10 protein-coding genes and 5 pseudogenes are annotated in these 17,702 nt (G+C 34.8%); 13 read left to right on the top strand and 2 right to left on the bottom strand.

Annotation, left to right across the window (positions count from 1 at the left end; all coding sequences use genetic code 11):
- Positions 1-68: 68 nt before the first annotated feature.
- The 3 genes from Q3V31_RS29545 (at position 69) to Q3V31_RS29535 (ending at position 5,071) form a co-directional block, all read left to right on the top strand.
- Complete coding sequence (locus tag Q3V31_RS29545; protein WP_097872328.1) at positions 69-1,682, top strand: S-layer homology domain-containing protein; 1,614 nt, start codon at positions 69-71, stop codon at positions 1,680-1,682.
- 207 nt (positions 1,683-1,889) lie between these two features.
- Positions 1,890-3,674, top strand: a complete 1,785-nt coding sequence (locus tag Q3V31_RS29540) for an S-layer homology domain-containing protein (RefSeq protein ID WP_097872320.1) — start codon at positions 1,890-1,892, stop codon at positions 3,672-3,674.
- A gap of 827 nt (positions 3,675-4,501) precedes the next feature.
- Entirely contained in the window at positions 4,502-5,071 is a 570-nt protein-coding gene (locus Q3V31_RS29535) for an ATP F0F1 synthase subunit alpha (protein ID WP_097882720.1), read from the top strand.
- A gap of 596 nt (positions 5,072-5,667) precedes the next feature.
- On the opposite strand, the pseudogene Q3V31_RS29530 reads toward Q3V31_RS29535, so the two are convergent.
- Positions 5,668-6,354: pseudogene (locus tag Q3V31_RS29530) on the bottom strand (IS6 family transposase).
- Positions 6,355-6,618: 264 nt separating this feature from the next.
- On the opposite strand from Q3V31_RS29530, the gene Q3V31_RS29525 reads away from it, so the two are divergent.
- The 8 genes and pseudogenes from Q3V31_RS29525 to Q3V31_RS29490 all read left to right on the top strand — a co-directional run bounded on the left by Q3V31_RS29525 (position 6,619) and on the right by Q3V31_RS29490 (position 14,879).
- Positions 6,619-7,803: an efflux RND transporter periplasmic adaptor subunit gene (locus Q3V31_RS29525; RefSeq protein ID WP_097872322.1), complete on the top strand. Its 1,185-nt coding sequence runs from the start codon at positions 6,619-6,621 to the stop codon at positions 7,801-7,803.
- Entirely contained in the window at positions 7,800-8,480 is a 681-nt protein-coding gene (locus Q3V31_RS29520; RefSeq protein WP_000631631.1) for an ABC transporter ATP-binding protein, read from the top strand. Before Q3V31_RS29525 ends, Q3V31_RS29520 begins: the two co-directional genes overlap by 4 nt.
- Positions 8,477-9,676, top strand: coding sequence for an ABC transporter permease (locus tag Q3V31_RS29515; protein ID WP_097872324.1), 1,200 nt, complete (start codon positions 8,477-8,479; stop codon positions 9,674-9,676). Before Q3V31_RS29520 ends, Q3V31_RS29515 begins: the two co-directional genes overlap by 4 nt.
- 89 nt (positions 9,677-9,765) lie before the next feature.
- Positions 9,766-10,464: a YknW family membrane protein gene (gene yknW, locus Q3V31_RS29510; RefSeq protein ID WP_329767636.1), complete on the top strand. Its 699-nt coding sequence runs from the start codon at positions 9,766-9,768 to the stop codon at positions 10,462-10,464.
- A 244-nt stretch (positions 10,465-10,708) separates the two neighbouring features.
- Positions 10,709-13,462 carry a M4 family metallopeptidase gene (locus tag Q3V31_RS29505; protein ID WP_097872325.1) on the top strand — a complete coding sequence of 918 codons (2,754 nt, stop codon included), beginning with the start codon at positions 10,709-10,711 and terminating at the stop codon, positions 13,460-13,462.
- Positions 13,463-13,470: 8 nt separating this feature from the next.
- Positions 13,471-13,548, top strand: a pseudogene (locus Q3V31_RS29500) (hypothetical protein); the annotation flags it as partial.
- 79 nt (positions 13,549-13,627) lie between these two features.
- Positions 13,628-14,314: pseudogene (locus Q3V31_RS29495) on the top strand (IS6 family transposase).
- A gap of 406 nt (positions 14,315-14,720) precedes the next feature.
- Positions 14,721-14,879, top strand: a complete 159-nt coding sequence (locus Q3V31_RS29490) for a hypothetical protein (protein WP_000722376.1) — start codon at positions 14,721-14,723, stop codon at positions 14,877-14,879.
- A 283-nt stretch (positions 14,880-15,162) separates the two neighbouring features.
- On the opposite strand, the pseudogene Q3V31_RS29485 reads toward Q3V31_RS29490, so the two are convergent.
- Positions 15,163-15,321 (bottom strand): annotated as a pseudogene (locus Q3V31_RS29485) (MFS transporter); the annotation flags it as partial.
- Positions 15,322-15,748: 427 nt separating this feature from the next.
- On the opposite strand from Q3V31_RS29485, the gene Q3V31_RS29480 reads away from it, so the two are divergent.
- Positions 15,749-17,149 (top strand): zinc dependent phospholipase C family protein, encoded by a 1,401-nt coding sequence (locus Q3V31_RS29480; protein WP_097872327.1) that lies wholly within the window; start codon positions 15,749-15,751, stop codon positions 17,147-17,149.
- A gap of 165 nt (positions 17,150-17,314) precedes the next feature.
- Positions 17,315-17,702: pseudogene (locus tag Q3V31_RS29475) on the top strand (IS6 family transposase); the annotation flags it as partial.

Here is a 17,702-nt window from a genome sequence, read left to right as displayed (position 1 = left end):
ATTCACACTAAAAGAGGTATAAGGAGGAAGGTATATCTATTAAGATGGAGAGATATACCAAGTTAGAAATGAACATTAAATTTAATAAAAAAGTAGTAGCATTCACGGCAGGATTAACGGTATTATCTTCACCATTGGTATCGTTTGCAGAGGAACAACAATCAGTAAACAATAAGCAACCTACAAGCGTTCAGGAACAAGGTAAAACAGACCAACTTCAAACGTCAGATGAACAGGCTCTAAAAAGTATTGAAGCTAGTTTTGAAGAGGTAGACGGACGTGGTGGAGGTACTGTCGATAATAAGAAAGCAGACAGTCTTCAACGTTCAGAAGGTATTCATGAAGAAACAGGTACATTAACTGTTCCAAGCAATTCAAACAGAACAAAACGTAGTCTGTCCTCCGCATCACCTAGCATCTCTAGTACAATAAACGGTGTTCCATTCACTGAATGGATTGTTCCAGCAGGTAACGATAATATTCGTCCTCAAAACTACATGAGTCCAAAGTACATTACAATTCATGAGACTGATAATACAAGTGTAGGAGCAGGTGCTAGGAACCACGCTCAATACCTATATAACCAAGCAGTAGGGAGCACAGACCGATCTGCATCATGGCACTTTACAGTGGACGATAAAGAGATTTATCAACACTTACCATTAAACGAAAACGGGTGGCACGCAGGAGACGGTAATGGCCCGGGTAATAGAGAGTCTATTGCAATTGAAATCGCGGTTAACAGCGATGGTAACTACAGTAAAGCAGTAGATAACGCTAAGAAACTTGTAGCTTATTTAATGAAAGAAACTGGTGTACCGTTAAATAACATCGTAAAACATCAAAGGTGGAGCGGTAAAAATTGTCCTGCTAACATGATTAATAATGGACAATGGGATGCATTCGTAAATGGTGCTGGAGGGTATTATAATAATCTTTATCAACCAAAAGACGACATTACTGGAGGTTGGTATGAGCCGGCTATTCGAGAGCTAAATAGAAGGGGTATTATGGCAGGGGAAGGAAACGGTGTTTTCGCACCTAATAGAGCGGTAACAAGAGCCGAATTTGCTCAATTAATCTCTAAGTCTCTAAACTTGCCCGCTGGAGATATTTCATTTAAAGACCTAAACGATGCAAACTCAACTTTACGAGATGGTATTAAACGCACTGCAAGTGCAGGTATCATTGCAGGTAGAGGTGACGGTTATTTTGACCCAAACACACCTATTACAAGAGAAGAATCAGCAATTATTGTAAACAAGGCTTTACAGTATAAAGGTCTATGGGGGCCAGTTGCAAACTTACCATTCTCAGACAAAGACAAAATTATCTATAAAGAAGACGTACAAAGATTGTATGGACTAGGTATTGTAAAAGGTAAGGGTGACAATCAATATGACCCTAAAGGAACAACAACTCGTGGTGAAACAGCATCATTCATTCTAAACATGCTTCAAGTAATTGAAACTGGTAGTGTTCAAAATGTAATTGGAACGGCTCAAATCAATGGTATTGGAGTAAATGTTCGGAGTGGAGCAGATACAAACTACTCTATTGTTAGAAAGGCAAGTAAAGGTGAAAAAGTTACAGTATATGAAGAAAAGAATGGTTGGCTAAGAATTGAAACGAATCAGTGGGTTTATAATGACCCTAGTTATATCAACTATAACAAACGATAAAAACTAAATAGTGAAAGGAACAAGTCATATTTGGATATATAACTTGTTCTCAGGCTGTGAAGAAGACTTTCTCCACAGCCTGTTTTTGTGTCTGCTCCCTCTTTACCTGCCAATGCTGATAAATTAATTTTTTTGAAATTGTCACTTTCCTGTAACATAAGTGATTTATTTTATAATAAGAAACTGACATGGAAAGAGGGAGAAGTTATGAAAAAAATCATACCGATAGTCGCATTAATAGGCATGATGAGCTTAGGGATACAAGAAATGAATGTGAAAGCTGAGACATACAAAAGTGCAGGTTCCAAGATGGATTTTTGGAATTCTAAAAGAACAGGTACTAATTTTATGAATAGCACTTCATTACCTGAGAACTACAAAAGTGCAAAGGAAGCTCATATTGAATATGTTCGTTTAGCACCTGATAAATGGGCAAAAGATAAGGATTTCTTATTTGAAGACAAACCAGATACATCAGGAAAAGATTTTCTTATCGGTAATGCAGATAATTATCAAAGATTGGTGGAAGAGGATGTAGCAAAATTGAAAGCAGATTTAGATGCTGCACAATCACAAGGAATTAAAGTTGTACTTACAATGCTTTCATTACCTGGTGATCGTTGGCGTCAATTTAACAATAATCAGAATGATGATAGAATTTGGGAAGAAGAGAAATATCAAGAGCAAGCAAGCCAATTTTGGAAGGACCTTGCGTTTGAATTGAAAGATCATCCAGCTGTGGTTGGTTACAACATTATCAATGAACCACATCCAGAAACATCTAAGAAAAATAGATATAATGATTTTTGGACGGAAGATTATGAGAAATGGTATTCAAAAGTGAAGGGAACCCCAGCTGATTTAAATGAATTTTATCAAAAAGTTGTTACTTCAATTCGTGAAGTAGATAAAGAAACACCTATTATTTTAGATTCAGGTCTATATGCCACACCTTGGGCTTTTAAATATCTTAAACCAGTTAAAGATAATAAGACATTGTATGCATTTCATATGTATGAGCCATATCAATTAACAAGTCAACGTGAAAATCAAAATAAAGAGTATCAATATCCTGGAATTGTAAAAGTAGGAGATTTAGAAACACCTATGATGTGGGATAAAGATGGATTAAATACATTCTTACAGCCTGTGCAAAATTGGTCTCAGGAAAATCATGTACCATCTAATCGAATCATTGCTGAGGAATTTGGAATTAATCGTACCGTTCCTGGAGCACCCCAATACATGCAAGACTTAATTTCTATATTCAATCAGAAAGGATGGCATAAATCATTCTATGCATTCCGTGAAGATACTTGGACAGGAATGAATTATGAATTAGGAACAGAAAAAATAAAATGGGATGAAGAGGGGCAACCAAAACGTCAAGATAATCCACTTTGGGATGTAATAAAAAATGATTTACAAATCGATGCAGGAGTAAATAGAACTATATTTAAGGATGTCCCACAAGAACACTGGGCATTTTATGCAATTCATGATTTAGCGAATAAAGGAATTATTGCAGGTTATGGAAATGGGATATTTGGTATGGGTGATAATGTAACACGGGAACAAGTAGCTGCATTAATTTACCGTACTTTGCATATAGAAAAACAAGATAAATATGAAAATCCATACAGAGATATCGATGGAAATTCAACAATGTTTCCTGAGGAAATATTGGCTTTAACTAAGCTAGGATTTTTCCAAGGGGATGATCAAGGAAACTTTAGACCGAAAGCTACATTAACACGTGCAGAAATGGCACAAGTTATTAAGAAAGCATTTAGATTAGATGTAAAGGCGCCACATAATTTCAACGATGTTCCAGCAAATTCATGGGCAAAAGATGCGATTAGTGCCGTGCAATCGAACCATATTGCAGTAGGAGTTGGGGAAGGGAAATTTGCTCCGGATATGAACGTAACACGTGAACAGTATGCACAGTTTTTATATAATGCAATTTCAAATGCGCAATCCCATCAATAAAAAGAAAATGAAGTTGAGTGGTTTATTATATCATCATTATAAGGGCGTATTACTGCTCGTAAAAATTTAACGAATTTACCGAAAGAATTCTCCTTTCTCAAGCGTGTGAAGGGCGATAGCCCAACGGTAGGTGGGAGATGAATTCCGGTTTGGCATAGCCAAAAACTTTTGATAAACTAACTATATGAAGTTCTTTGATAACTTGATATATGAGGTTGCAGGAAGAAAATAGAGTGCGAAAACCAAGCCATTCGGTTCCTGCGTAAAATATCAACCGTACCAAGAGAGCGTCCAAGCGTTGGACATCTAGGGGTGGAACACCTCGAAGTAACGCTCAGGGAGACGAAAGGTTACTTTCGTCGTGGAACTGAGAAGCTCTCACTTCAAGCTTTGTTAAGTGGCGAGTAGTTCACTTGGTGATACCTCATATCAACTTAAAAACTTTATAACGCCCCCTAAACAAAAAAATGTACATTTTCATCTGGACATGTCAATCTTCTTGTTTGGGGGTATTTGCTTTTCTTATCTTGATAGTGATGTGATGCTACTACCCTATGCCCATCAACTTAAGAATTTAGAATTACCCCCAAAACGAAAAAGAGCCCTAAATTAATAGGACTCTTTTTACCTTTCTCAAAAGTAAACTTTTGAATATTTGTTTACACTTATTTTTAAAACACTAAATTTTAATGTTCTATTTTTAAAATATGTAAGATTGCATACAATCCATGGTTGATAATCATTATCGATGTAACTGTAATAGTTACAGTGAGGTTAATATTAAAATTAAAACATGAATGGAGATGTTATAAAATGGGTATAAAAAAATCGTTTTAGCTGGTGCATTAGGAGTAGCAGCACTTGCAGGAACAAATTTACCAGGCATAGAAGTAACAAAAGCTAGTGCAGCTTCTATTGAATCAAATATATCAACAATTGAAGGTCACGTAGTTGAGATTAGTAATAATGTTATTTTTGTAGAATCAAAACAATATACAGATCCTATCAGTATCAATTTTGATTCTATACCAAATGTAAAAATAGGAGATCAAGTAAAAGTTACTGGTACAATGATGCGCAATTTTACTGAATATATGATTGCAAATTCTATTGAAAATAAATCATTAACACCAGGAATGCATTTAAAAGAAAATGGTCGACCTGATTATGTAATAGGAGAAGTTAGTAAAAAAGGAAAAATTGATGAATACGTAAACGTGCCTATAGATTATGTACTTGTTAAATATCCTAAAATCAACGGTGGAGATGAAATTCTAGAAGTTTACTTAACACAGGGACAAAAACTCAATGTCGGTGACAAAGTTAAAGTAAATAATATGGAATTTGCACAATGGGGCGGAAGTTCTATAAATTGGAACATAGAAAACAACATCTAAAAAATTCAAGAATCGAAAACTTCAAATCAAAATAATGATGATCAATGGATTTGGTCTTAGTACCTGTTTAAATTGTTTAACCGTTAACATTAGTACTAACAAAAAAGAGCTTGTAGAAGAACTACAAGTTCTTTTTTGTTTGAGGGAACACTTAATTTCCAATACATATTCTTAATACGGAAATGTGATATTTCGTTGTCTCATATATTCGGTATTGCATATGAAAATATATTGATGAAAATATAAGTGCTTACTATAATAAAAGCATAAAGATAAATAACATCTTAGCATCAACAAAAGAGGAGGAAATGGTTATGGAAATCGCAATGGCAGTTTTAAAATTCATAGGTGGGGCAATTCCATTAGTTCAAGAACTTTTAAAAGCATTTATGTAAGTTTATTACTCCGCAATTATTTATAAAAATTATCAGACAAATGATCTGTATATCAAAAATAAATTGATGTGCAGATCATTTGTCTGATAAAACTTTAACAAGAAAAAGAATCCCAGACATCATAAGGGATTCTTTTTCGGTTCTGGTGCAAATATATGAAGAAAAACACGGATAATAGTAGATTCCTAGTGAAATCGTATTTTATGCTATAAGTCCAAACACTTGGTAGATGAACTCTTTTTGATTTTGGACAGACTGATTCGGTAAATCAATCTATCCCTTTTTTATCATATGCATGGCTTCAACACCACTCAATATAGAAGTTGCAGTTTTAAATGACTTAAACCCCAACATAAAACGATGATCTTATTCCACTATATTATTAAGATATCTAACTTGCCTTATCTTTATGCCTTCGGGCATATGTTTCTCTTCTTTCAACGCTTGAATCGCTACAGAATAGGCAGGGTTTTTATCTACTGTTATCACACGAGGTTTCGAAATGTACGAAAAAGCCAAGGCTTTCTTGAAAAAGCACTTGGCTGCTTGTTTATCTCTTGATTTACTTAGATAAAAATCAATGGTATTCCCTTCTGAATCAACAGCACGATATAAATACATCCATTGCCCTTTCACTTTAATATAAGTTTCATCGACTCTCCATGAATCATTTGTTGATTTAAGGTGATATCGTACTTTCTCTTCTAATTGAGGTCCATATTAATGAACCCATCGCATAATCGTTGTGTGAGCTATGAATAAGCCTCGTTCCTCCATCATTTCCACCAGGTTACGGAAGCTCAAATTGTACCGTAGGTACCACCTTACTGTTAATAAGATTAGTTCCGGCCGATAATGCTTCCATTTGAACAAATTTTCCTTTTCTATATCGATCACATACCTTTTTCTAGAGTAATAGTAATACTATCAGTATGTCCAAGTTTAAGAGATTATTTGCAAAATTTTTAGAGTTTTTGCACCAGAACCAAATTTTCCTACAATTTCTTTCTTCATTTAACTAAATATTAATTCCTATAAAAATCTTTTAATCTAAATATATGCAATATTACATATTGGTTATGAGTATTTTTCGTGTTATATTATTTAATTACTATATGTTTAGTAATATTTAATTTTGAAAGGGGAAAGATTATGTTACCAAATACAGTTCGTACTCCAAATAAGAAAAAAAAATGGATTATTGTCGGGGTTATTGTACTAATTGTTATCGTTGCGGCGGTTAATATTTTTGTTATGCAAGGTAAGAAGAAAGATACAACGAAGACGGATGCTGTAAGTTTTGAGAAAGTGACAGAGCGTAAGCTAAATAATACGAAGTTAATTTCGGGTCAGGTGAAGCCAGGGAATATTGAAAGCTTCTATGCGGATCCAACTAAAGGAAAAGTGAAAGATATTGCAGTGAAAGAAGGACAAGAGGTAGAAAAGGGAACGAAATTATTCTCTTATGATAATGAAGAAATTAATTTACAGGTGAAACAAGCTGAGCTTGATCAGAAGATGGCTGATATGCGTTATGATCAAGGGAAAAAGAAAATTGATTCATTGAAGAACGAAATTAAGAAGGCAAAAGATAGTGGAGCTGGGAAAGAAGTAACAGACCCAATGGAAGAGCAAGTAAGCGAATTAGAAATGGCACAAAAAACAACTGATCTTGAAAAAGAAAAAGGAAAGTTACAAAAAGAAGAGTTAAGTAAAAAACAGAAAGAACTTACGATTTATAGTAATTTTACAGGTGTTGTACAAAAGTTAGATAAAGATGCAGCACAAAGTTCATCTCAAGCTTTAGGTGGCCAAGGGAAAGCATTCTTACAAGTTGCTTCTAAAGATCCGTTCCAAGTTCAAGGGACTTTAACAGAGCTTCAAAAGTCACAAATTCAAAAAGATCAAGCGTTTACTGTAACTGCGAAAGCAAATAATAAGAAGAAGTGGACAGGTAAGATTACGGAAGTAAGTGAATTCCCAACGAGTGCTGAGATGGCTCAAGCAGCTGGTGAAGGAACTCAAAATATGTCTCAATATACATATAAGGCCAGTCTTGATAGCCAAGATGGTTTATCTCCAGGTTATCACGTTTCTTTACAAGTAAATTTAGAGAATAAGACGATGATTGCTGTTCCAAGTAAGAGCATTGTAGAAAAAGGCGATGATGCATTTGTTTATATTGAGGAGAAAGGGAAGCTTCATAAACAAAATGTGAAAAAAGGCGCTACTGATGGAGACTGGATAGAGATTGTTGAAGGCGCAGCAGTGGGGCAAAAGGTGGTTAAAAATCCTTCCGACAACGTGTATGACGGAATGGAAGTGAAAGAGAAATGATTACTTTAAATAATATTGCTAAAACGTATTATCAAGGGAAATTGGCAGTGCCGATTTTGCATGGTATTAGTTTGACGATTCAGAGTGGTGAGTTTGTTTCAATTATGGGACCGTCTGGTTCCGGTAAATCAACGCTTATGAATATTATCGGTTGTTTAGATCGCCCAACAGAAGGAAAATATATGCTGAATGATGTGAATATCTTAACAGCAGATGAGTCAAAGCTAGCTTTAATTCGTAATGAATATATCGGCTTTGTGTTCCAGCATTTTAATTTACTGCCCCGTCTTTCAGCGGTGGAAAATGTTGAACTTCCGCTCGTATATGGTGGGGTGAAGAAAGCTGAGCGCCGTAAGCGTGCTTTGGAAGCACTGGACAAAGTAGGGTTAGCAGATAGAGTGCATCATTTACCTAGTGAGTTATCAGGTGGACAGAAACAGCGTGTAGCAATTGCGAGAGCGATTGCGAATAATCCAACGTTCATTATGGCTGATGAGCCGACGGGTGCGCTTGATACGAAGTCTGGTGAACAAGTTATGGATATTTTCACGAAGCTTAATGCAGAAGGAACGACAATCGTTATGGTTACGCATGAGGAAGAGGTAGCAGCTTATTCATCTCGCCGCATTGTACTGCGAGATGGGAAAATTACTGAAGATAGAAGGTGTGCAGTATGAGTTTACTAGATAGTATAAAAATTGCCCTATCTTCTATTTTAGCTCATAAACTGCGTTCAGCTTTGACGATGCTCGGTATTATTATCGGTGTAGGTTCTATTATTACTGTCGTTGCGATTGGGCAGGGCGGGGAAGCGATGCTGAAGTCGAAAATCGCTGGTTCTGGTAATAACCTTATGCCAATTCAGTTTAAGCCGGATATTAATGATGAGTTTGCTATGGGTGGACATGAAGTACCAAAATTAACGGAAGAAGATATTCTTGAGGTGAAACAGGTAAAAGATGTTGCCCATGTTATTACGACGAATAGTACGATGGAAACACTTGATATAAACGATAAAAAAGCAATGATTAATGTTATTGGACTGGATAGTGAGTATTTTCAAGTAAATAAAGTGAAAATGCTCAAAGGGCGTTCATTGAATGAATCAGATATTTCACAAGGTAATAACGTCGTTATGATTAGTACGAAGGCAGAAGAGACGCTATTTAAAGATGAAAATCCAGTAGGGAAAGTTATTGAAATGAAAGGACAGCCGGTGCAAATTATCGGTGTCTATAAATCAGATAATGAATTTATGGGATTTGAAACTGAAGAAGTACTGATCCCTCTCACCTTATGGCCTGTTTTATACGGAACAGATGAAATTCAAAGTATCGCAATTCAGGCTAAAAATGTAGACAATTTAGAATCAGCAGGAAAAAAAGCTGTTGAAGTATTAAATAGTCGTAAGCCGAGTGAAATTCCAGGTAAATATGAATTAGTAAACTTAAAAGAGTTCCAAGAAGGAGTTTCTAAAGTCACTAATATCATGACAATGATCATCGGTGGTATCGCTGGCATTTCATTAGTCGTTGGTGGTATTGGCGTTATGAACATTATGCTCGTATCTGTAACGGAGCGTACGCGCGAAATTGGGATACGTAAAGCGCTTGGAGCAACGCGTAGTAAAATTTTATTACAGTTTTTAATTGAAGCCGTTATGTTAACGCTTCTAGGTGGTTTGATCGGAATTGGTCTTGGATATGGCGGGGCATATATTGTTTCCACATTTGCGAAATGGCCACCACTTGTTTCATGGGAAGTTGTTGTCGGGGGCGTATTATTCTCAATGACACTTGGTATTATTTTTGGATTAATTCCAGCGAATAAAGCTGCAAAATTAGATCCAATTGAAGCACTCCGCTACGAATAGTTTACTAGTGTAGTAAAGATAAATATCTCTATTACACATACATATTGTTTGAGTTAATTGTTTTTACCATCCTTTAAGGAGGCGTTATAATGAAAGCGAATATTAATACACAAGATGCAGGTGCGAAAAAGCCATCATTATTTGGAATGATTACATCTCCTGGAGTACAATTTGAAAGAATGAAAACAAACGAGAAAGTTTGGGGTATGTTCCTCTTAGTAGCATTGTTACAAGGGCTTCTAGGTGGTTTAGATGCGTATGTTATGTATACCTCACCTGAGATGCTTAAAATGAAAAAAGAATTAGGTGAAATGGCTGGACAAAGTTCACTTACATCAGAAGTTATTTCTGGAATTGGAACAAGCTTTGCTAGTGCGATGGTTGGAACACTATTCATAGCAGCTATTTATAAAATGTTTATGATGTTCTTTGGTAATGATACGCCTTATAAAACCTTATTGAATATTGTAGCTTATACAAATATTGTCCTTATTATTGGTGGACTTATTAATTCAAGTTTAGGTCTAATCTTTGGTAGTGGAATGAGCCAATATACGAGTTTAGGGTTATTATTTACGAAAGGTACATTTGCATATGGAATTGGTAATACAATTGAAATATTCTATGTATGGAATTTAGTCTTAATTTGGCTTGGATTACATATTACAGCTGGATTAAGTAAAGTGAAAGCATTGATTCCAATTATTATTCTATTCATTATTAAAGCGGTATTCTTTGCGGCAATTATTGTATTAATAGCGAAGTTTTTACCAAGTATGTCAATGTAAATAAATTTAGTTCATTATTACTAAATTTAGTAAAAGATTCGTAACATTAATAACCGGTTCCTTAACGTACAAGGTACCGGTTATTTTGTGTCCAAAATGTGTTCAAACGTACAATTTTCTTTTTTTGTATGGTGACCCCATGTCCATCGACTATAATTTCTTCATTTTTCTCTTTATTTCAATAGGAATAGACAGTATAATTTTATAGATTTAATACTTCAGAAAATTATACGGGGTAAATACCATGAAAAATAAAAAAAGAACAGCTACAGTTGCATTAACAACAGGATTAGCTTTAACAGCTGTAATACCATTTGGAGTAGGTCATGCAGAGGAAACAGATCAATTACAAGCTCAAATTCAGGAGGATTCGTTCCGTACAGGTGAACTTACACAACCATCACAAAAGGCACCAGAGAATATAGTAAAAGATGCCCTTAAGGAAAAGACAGAGCAAGCTTTGTCTCCAAAACAAGTGAATGGAGAAATGGGAGTAGATTATAAGGTTCTTCAAAAACGCGGTTCGTATGATGGGACTACACTTGTGCGTATGCAACAAACATATGAAGGAAAAGAAGTATATGGGTATCAATTGACTGCACACGTAGATAAAAAGGGTGTTATTAAAAGTGTTTCAGGGGATAGTGCGCAAAATTTAAAACAAGAAGATTTAAAGAAGCCTATTAATCTATCACAAGAAAAAGCGAAACAATATATTTATACGAAGTACGGGAATGATATCAAGTTTATTTCTGAGCCAGAAGTAAAGGAAGTTATTTTTGTTGATGAAAATAATGGACAAGCCAGTAATGCATACCAGGTTACATTTGCTGTAGTCACACCAAAATATGTATCTGGAACTTATTTAGTGAATGCTCATAATGGTGAAATGTTAAAAAATATGGTACAAGAATCAGATTTAAAAGCAAGTGAGAAGCTTGTTGATGCCTTAGAGGAAAGTAGAAAAAGCAATCTTGCATCATTAACTGGAACAGGAAACGATGCTTTCGGTATATCTCGTACATTTGGTATTTCTAAACAAAGTAATGGTGAATATGCACTTGCTGATTATTCAAGGGGGCAAGGAATTGAAACATATGATGTGAATTACAGAGATATTACTAAAGAGGAAAGCTATTATCCTGGCACACTAGCAACTAGCACTTCAACAACATTTAATGATCCAAAAGCGGTAAGTGCCCATTACTTAGCAACAAAAGTATTTGATTTTTATAAAGATAAATACAAGCGTAATAGTTTTGATAATAAGGGACAAAAGGTAGTTTCAGTTGTACACGCTTGGGATTCTGAGGATACGAACGATCCGAAAAATTGGAAAAATGCATTAAGTGCTAATATTAATAATAGTAGTATGCTCGTATATGGAGATCCTATGGTGAAGGCATTTGACGTAGCGGGACATGAATTTACACATGCGGTTACATCTAGTGAATCCAATCTTGAATATTCCGGAGAATCTGGTGCGATTAACGAGGCGTTATCGGATATTATGGGGACGGCTATTGAGAAATATATAAACAATGGGAATTTTAACTGGACAATAGGAGAACAAACTGGATTAGTTTTACGTGATATGAAAAATCCATCTTCAATCAATTATTCAAATGGAGTACCATATCCAGATGATTATAGTAAATATACTAATTTAAATGGAGAGGATGATGGAGGCGTTCATTTCAACTCAAGTATTATTAATAAAGTTGCATATTTAATTGCAAAAGGTGGCACTCATAACGGTGTAACTGTAAAAGGTATTGGCGAGGATAAAATGTTTGATATTTTTTATTATGCAAACACTGATGAACTAAACATGACTTCTGATTTCTTTGAATTGAGATCAGCATGCCTTCGAGTTGCAACAAATAAATATGGCGCGAACTCGGCTGAAGCTCAAGCAGTCCAAAAAGCTTTTGATGCAGCAAAAATTAAGGTAACAGTGGAAGAAAAAGAAAAAGAAAAAGCTGTGGAAAAACAAGCGCCGGAGTTAACTGTACCGTTTATAACTACACTACATGTAGGTGATATGTTCGACCCGATGAGAGGCGTAAAAGCTGTTGATAAAGAAGATGGTGATTTAACAAATATAGTAAAACATAAAGGCGATGTAGATACTTCTAAACCAGGTAACTACATTGTGGAGTACTCGGTTGTCGATTCCCAAGGGGTTAATGCAACGGCTACACAGACTGTAATTGTAGAGGAAAATAGAGAAACTCCAGATATGGAACCTAAATTAACAGTGCCTGTTGGAGCAACAATTAATGTAGGAGATTCATTCGACCCAATGGCAAGAGTATCAGCTACTAATAAAGAAGACGGTGACCTTACTTCTAAAGTAACAGTTGATGGTAAGGTAGATACATCTAAGGCCGGTACTTACGTATTAACTTACACAGTTACAGACACTAAAGGTCATGAAGTAACTGCGAAACAAACAGTAACGGTTAAAGCTGGAGAAGAAGTTAAAGATGAAAAACCAGTACTAAAAGTACCTGCTGAAACAACAATTATTGAGGGTAATCAATTCGCCTCAATGGCAGGAGTATCAGCTACTGATAAAGAAGGTGGTGACCTTACTTCTAAAGTAACGCATGAAGGAACTGTAGATACATCTAAAGCCGGTACTTATGAAGTAATATATAGTGTCAAAGATTCCGCAGGTAATAAGGTAACTACAATACAAAAAGTAGTTGTGAAAGATAAGGACAATGGTAACGGTTCTAATAACAGAAATAATGGTTCAGACAACGATAACGGTCCTGATAATGGCAGTACTGGTACTAACAACAGCAATGCCTCTGATACTGGTAACAGTAATATCTCAAACAATAGTACTACTGATAAAAAAGAAGATACATATAAAGAGCTTCCAAAAACGGGTGCAAGTACAAATAACAGTGCAGCAATGGGTGTATTGATGGTTCTTGCAGGTATGGTTCTTTCTTTTGGTCGTAAATTTAGAAAGGTATTAAAATAATAGTAACTGGTTCACTTTATTCAGACGGTTGGTTTAAAATCGACGGTAAAGATTATCACTTTGACCAGTGGGGACATAAGATGTAAGACTCTGATGCAAAAACTTCAAGATAATTGCAAGTAATCTCTAAATCTTGGACATACTGATACTATTACTCTAAAAAAGGTGAGTGATCAGTATGGAAAGCGAAATTTATTCAAGTGGAAGCATTATCATCATAATAATATTTTGCAAACAGTAAGATGGTACCTACGGTACAACTTGAGCTTTCGTGATTTGGTGGAAATGATGGCGGAACGGGGCTTATCTGTTGCTCATACAACGATTATGCGCTGGGTTCATCAATATGGATCTCAATTAGAGGAGAAAGTACGACATCATCTTAAATCAACAAATGACTAATGGAAAGTTGATGAAACATATATCAAAGTAAAAGCTCAATGGATGTACTAATACCATGCAGTCGATTCAGAAGGGTATACAATTGATTTTTATCTAAGTAAATCAAGAGATAAACAAGCAGCCAAGCGCTTTTTCAAGAAAGCCTTGGCTTTTTCGTATGTTTCTAAACCTCGCGTGATAACAGTAGATAAGAACCCTGCTTATCCTGTAGCAATTCAAGAGTTAAGAGAAGAGAAACATATGCCTGAAGGTATACAACTAAGGCAAGTTAAATATCTCAATAATATAGTGGAAGAAGACCACCGGTTTATTAAAAGGCGAGTTCGTTCTATGTTAGGATTAAAGTCGTTTAAAACAGCAATCTCTATATTGAGTGGTGTTGAAGCCATGCATATGATGAAAAAAGGGCAACTTGTTTTACCGGAAAAGTCTGCCCAAAACCAGAAGTGATTTATTCATAAATTATTTGGCTTAGCTTCATAAGATAGAAATGAAGAAGAAATTGCTACTCTATGTTCCTAACTAACATTTTCGTACCAGAACCTTTTTTACTACCATAAGATAGAAAGAATACCACATTGCTATTAAGCTAAGATTTTAAGTTTCCCCATAGTGAAAAAATGACTTCTTTACGACTAGTGTTTAACTCATTTTTTTCGGTTTGGGGAACAATCCACTTCTTAAGTTAGTTGACGGGCATGTATGGTGAAGTCTATTATATAAATTGGTCAAAAATTGACCTTCCTCAGTTTTTTTAATTCAATACATATGTTTTCTGTTATGGGAATATATGTTATAAACTTTACTTAGTCTAAGAACATCATAACATTCTAAATAGTATGGAGCGTGTATTATAATGAAAAAGATTTTATTATCGTTTATAACATTAGGAATGCTTATAGGATGTGAAAAATCTGATTCGTGTGATGAAGCAAGAGCTATCTACTCTGGAAATTGTAATTCTGATAATACACTGACAAACGACAAAGCTGAATTACAATTAGATTCCAAATAGTTGCTGTAATACTTAATTTGTATTTTAACAGGTAACAATTTCATTTCATTTTAGAGGGATATTTCCAATCACGATTTCCTTTAGAAACAGTCGAAGAGGTTTCACTTTTTTAGTTAGGCTTTGTTTCTCTATGTTTTCCAGAGATTTTCGTATCTGTTCCATTTGTTCTTTTCCTTCTATTATATCAACCTCGATCCATTTGTGGGGTATCGCCAGCATTTCGGAAAAACCCCACGCTAAGAGTTTTTGAGTCATTTTAATGTAGGCTTAAAATAAAGTTTGATCACTTTTTGCTATGTATGAGCAAAGTTACTTCACTATTAAATTTATAGTAAGTATAACTTCCAATCCATGAACCAAAGGCTCCTCCCAAAAAGAAAATAGTCATATATAATCCATTAAGTCTGTTTCTTATCTCAGGATTCAAACCAAAGTCAACTTTTATTATATATTTTGGAGTTGCTTTACATTTACCGTCTACAGATAGCGGTGCTCTTTTTTGCATGAATTTTACGTCTGAATTCTTTAAAACATCATAATTTCAATTATCTAAAGACAACGGTCATTCATTAATACAATAAATGGAAGGGTATTCAATTCCTTATATTTGTATATGCGAAATTGCATAAAAATATATGTTTAAATAAGACGTGATTTTATATATAACTAGAGGTAGAGAAAGTAAATTATTGTTTAGTGTCTATTTAAAACTTTTAAGTTGATCGATGTGGCGGTATCCCTTTAAGAGAAATATTAAGCAGTTAGTCTTTGCTAACCGCACTTTTATTAGAGATATTTACCTGTTGATATTACGTTATTATGATGAATATTTGCATAAGAATCTTTATATTTAGAAAGGAAATAAAAAAATGAAAAAATTCGCATCAACACTATGTATAGCTGGAGTGACTTTAACTATTTTAGGAGTATCTCCTCAAAGTAGCTATGCTCATCTCGATCAAATTGATTTAACTGAGAATGATCCTATTACTGCAAGATGGTCTGCAGAAGCTCCGTATCATTCTGATAAAAGTACACATTTATGGATTGCAAAACAAGCTATTGAAATTATGAAAACAGAATCTAATATTGAAGCAAATAAGCAGGCTGTGGACTTTTTAAATTATCCACAATATAAAGATCTATTTTCTAAAGGATTATATGATGCAGATTATAATGCAGAGTTTAACGATGGTGGAACAGGAATAGGCGGCGTTTTTAAAGGCGGATGGAAATCTCATTTTTATGATCCTGATACTAAAGAAAATTATAGAGGAGAAACAAATCCAACGGCTCTTACACAAGGTAAGAAATACTTTTATGAATCTGGAGAACATTTACGAAATAAGGACTATGAAAAAGCTTTCTATTACTTAGGAGTAGCCACGCACTACTTTACAGATGCTACTCAACCTATGCATGCAGCAAATTTTACTGCAATTGATACGAGAGCTATAAAATATCATAGCTACTTTGAAAATTATGTTACAACCATTCAAAATCAATTTGCAGTCAATACTGGAGGGAACTATAACAATTCGCTATCCACACCTGAAGAATGGATTGATTATGCAGCTCGAGTAGCTAAACCTGAAATCCAAAATATTACTAATGATAAAACATTTAAGTATTATAATAGTGGTAAGGCACAATTGTGGCAAGAAATGGTTACCCCAGCTGTGCAGCGAAGCTTAGGAGAAGCTCAGCGCAATACAGCAGGCTTTTTAAATCTTTGGTTTAAAACTTTTACTGAAAATGTGAAAGCTCCAAGTATAGAGACTGCATTAATCTATGATATAGAAGGAAACGTCATAGAAGCAGGGAAAAACTATTATATCGTACCAAGTGAATCTCCTTATCAAGGTTTAACATTTGAATGGTATGTAGCAAATCGTTACGATTATGTCACACTTGCAAATAAAGAAAACAATGGTTTATCTGGTACACCTATGGAATTTGAATTCTACAAAGAAAATGATGCAAAGCTACACCACGGGGAGAGTATATATCTTCGCATGAAGCACTCAAATTACGACCAATTTCAATATTTAAATTGGTCTAATTATTCTAGTTGGATTCACCTTGCTCAAAAATCGGATAGTTTAGCTGACTTTAAAATTAAAATTAACCTGGATAAACCTACAGAATATAATATTTTTACAGATGGCTATCCATTAAATTATGAAAATATAAATGCAGAGAAAAATTGGATCGTACTAGGTGGAAAAAAACAAAAACCTAGCTCATGGAAGTTTATACCTGTTAGATAAACTAAAAAGAAAAACACTCGTCCTTAATCAGAACGAGTGTTTTTTTATCCGTAAACGTCAAGTAACTTCACTTATTGGCAACAAGCCAAAAACTTCAAGGTAATTACAAGTAATCTCTAAAACTTGGACATACTGATACTATTACTCTAAAAGGGTGTGATCGGTATGGAAAAGAAAAATTTGTTCAAATGGAAGCACTATCAGCCTGATATTATCTTATTAATGGTAAGATGGTACCTACGGTATAACCTAAGTTTTCGTGATTTGGTGGAAATGATGGAGGAACGTGGTTTATCCATTTCTCGTACAACGATTATGCGTTCATCAGTATGGTCCTGAATTGGACAAACGAATCCGACGTTACCTCAAACAAATAAATGACTCTTGGAGAGTCGATGAAACATATATCAAAGTAAAAGGTCAATGGATGTCCCTGTATCGTGCTGTTGATTCGAACGGAAACACAATCGATTTTTGCCTAAGCAAAACAAGAGATCATAAGGCTGCAAAGTGCTTTTTCAAGAAAGCTTTGCGGTCTTTTCATGTTTCAAAG

Origin of the sequence: Bacillus nitratireducens (assembly GCF_036320425.1) — a bacterium.
Classification (GTDB): Bacteria; Bacillota; Bacilli; order Bacillales; family Bacillaceae_G; genus Bacillus_A; species Bacillus_A nitratireducens.
Note: the sequence above shows the minus strand (reverse complement) of the source record. Positions and strands in the feature narration are given on the sequence as shown.

Coding starts and splice junctions, on each gene's coding strand:
- Q3V31_RS29545 (WP_097872328.1), top strand. CDS start 69: ATGAACATTAAATTTAATAAAAAAGTAGTAGCATTCACGGCAGGATTA.
- Q3V31_RS29540 (WP_097872320.1), top strand. CDS start 1,890: ATGAAAAAAATCATACCGATAGTCGCATTAATAGGCATGATGAGCTTA.
- Q3V31_RS29525 (WP_097872322.1), top strand. CDS start 6,619: ATGTTACCAAATACAGTTCGTACTCCAAATAAGAAAAAAAAATGGATT.
- Q3V31_RS29520 (WP_000631631.1), top strand. CDS start 7,800: ATGATTACTTTAAATAATATTGCTAAAACGTATTATCAAGGGAAATTG.
- Q3V31_RS29515 (WP_097872324.1), top strand. CDS start 8,477: ATGAGTTTACTAGATAGTATAAAAATTGCCCTATCTTCTATTTTAGCT.
- yknW (WP_329767636.1), top strand. CDS start 9,766: ATGAAAGCGAATATTAATACACAAGATGCAGGTGCGAAAAAGCCATCA.
- Q3V31_RS29505 (WP_097872325.1), top strand. CDS start 10,709: ATGAAAAATAAAAAAAGAACAGCTACAGTTGCATTAACAACAGGATTA.
- Q3V31_RS29490 (WP_000722376.1), top strand. CDS start 14,721: ATGAAAAAGATTTTATTATCGTTTATAACATTAGGAATGCTTATAGGA.
- Q3V31_RS29480 (WP_097872327.1), top strand. CDS start 15,749: ATGAAAAAATTCGCATCAACACTATGTATAGCTGGAGTGACTTTAACT.